Below are 1,631 nucleotides of genomic sequence, written 5' to 3' on the forward strand. Positions count from 1 at the left end.
TTTTTAGCCCATTTCGAGGAATCGCCCATGTTTAAAGTCAACGAGTACTTCGACGGCACCGTCAAGTCGATTGCCTTCGGCACCGCTGAAGGTCCGGCCACCATTGGCGTCATGGCACCGGGCGAATACGAATTCGGCACCAGCCAGCGTGAGATCATGCACGTGGTTTCCGGGGCCCTGACCGTAAAACTGCCTGACAGCAGCGACTGGGAAACCTTCGCCGCCGGCAGCCAGTTCAACGTACCGGCCAACAGCAAGTTCCAGCTGAAAGTCGCCGTCGACACCGCTTACCTGTGCGAATACCGCGGCTAAGCGTTTCACCGCGATAAAAAATGCCCGTGTCGAAAGACACGGGCATTTTTCATTCCGGCATTACAGCGTTATTCGAGAATCTCTACCGGCATGCCGACTTCGAGCCGGCCGTTGCCGTCGTTGACCAGGTTCTGGCCAAACATCGCGCTATCCTCTCGCGCACGGTATTTCTGCAGCGTCGCCAGGGGTTCACGGTCGTCGCTGCGCTCACCGGTCTGCGGGTCGATGGTGGTGAGGATGCAGCGCGCGCACGACTTGACCACGCGAAACTCGACATCGCCAATGCGAACGCGCTTCCAGCCATCCTCGGCAAATGCCTCGCTGCCCTCGATCACCAGGTTCGGTCGAAAACGCAGCATCTCCAGTGGACGGCCGACCCGTTGCGACAGGTCCTCAAGCGAGGCCTGACCAATCAACAACAGCGGAAAACCGTCGGCAAAGGCGACTTTATCGTCATCCTTGCCATAGCCGGCCTGAGTGGTACGGGCCAGCGCCTCGGGCACTTGCACCAATCGGGTAGGTTTGCCAATGAATTCACTGACCCAGGCACCGGCGGCATCCCCCGCATCAGGAACCCGCAAGGTATCGCGCCAGATGGTCACGCCACGCTGTTCAGCGTCGCTGGCAGGCAAGGCAATATCGATCGACGAGTGACCGGGCGCACTGAGCGTCAGGCCACCGGAGGTATTCCACAACGCCGACAATTGGCTCATACGCGATTCGGCGCGTTGCGTCAGGAAACGTCCGCTGGCCTCGTCTACCAGCATCCAGCGCCGATCCCCCTCCAGCCCCAGTTTATCCAGGCTGACCTGTTGCAGGACTTCGCCTTTGCCGGACTTGAGTGGATAACGGTAAAGCGCGCTCAGACGCAGCATGGCCAGCTCCCTGGTGGGCAAAAACGCCACGATATACGAGCAGGCTGACGAATCAAAGAAGCACATTGCGGGCAGACACCCTGCCTGCCCGCGATGCTCCGTCAGGCCGGGACTGCGTCGAGCATCAGGCGCTGGCGCACCACGTCGACCAGTTTGTCTGGCTGGAATTTCGAAAGGAAGTTGTCACAACCGACCTTCTTCACCATCGAATCGTTGAAGCTGCCGGACAGCGAGGTATGCAGGACGACGTACAGGCCGCGCAAGCGTGGATCGTTGCGAATCTCGGTGGTCAGGCGGTAACCGTCCATCTCGGGCATTTCCGCGTCGGTGAAGATCATCAGCAATTTGTCGGTCATGGCCACACCCGTATCAGCCCAGGCCTTGAGCATGTTCAGTGCCTTCAGACCGTCTCTGGCGATGTGCATTTTCACCCCGAGCTGACCC

Annotated in this window: 3 protein-coding genes; 1 reads left to right on the forward strand and 2 read right to left on the reverse strand. The window is 59.6% G+C overall.

The features are described 5' to 3' along the window. The first annotated feature begins 27 nt into the window (after nt 1-27). On the forward strand, nt 28-312 hold the full coding sequence (gene ppnP, locus AC1DH9_RS28820; RefSeq protein ID WP_007940055.1) for a pyrimidine/purine nucleoside phosphorylase: 285 nt from the start codon (nt 28-30) through the stop codon (nt 310-312). Nucleotides 313-380: 68 nt separating this feature from the next. Here ppnP and AC1DH9_RS28825 read toward each other — a convergent pair whose 3' ends face one another. Beyond that, a complete protein-coding gene (locus AC1DH9_RS28825) occupies nt 381-1,187 on the reverse strand; it encodes an MOSC domain-containing protein (protein ID WP_427543580.1) in 807 nt (268 codons plus the stop codon). 101 nt (nt 1,188-1,288) lie between these two features. Beyond that, nucleotides 1,289-1,631: response regulator (locus AC1DH9_RS28830; RefSeq protein ID WP_477809301.1), on the reverse strand; the 343-nt coding region annotated here is incomplete at its 5' end.

The sequence above is a fragment of the Pseudomonas sp. 05T35 genome (assembly GCF_056396605.1).

What these genes read in the sequence shown, in the direction of transcription:
- ppnP (WP_007940055.1), top strand. Translation starts at nt 28, where the DNA reads ATGTTTAAAGTCAACGAGTACTTCGACGGCACCGTCAAGTCGATTGCC.
- AC1DH9_RS28825 (WP_427543580.1), bottom strand. Translation starts at nt 1,187, where the DNA reads ATGCTGCGTCTGAGCGCGCTTTACCGTTATCCACTCAAGTCCGGCAAA.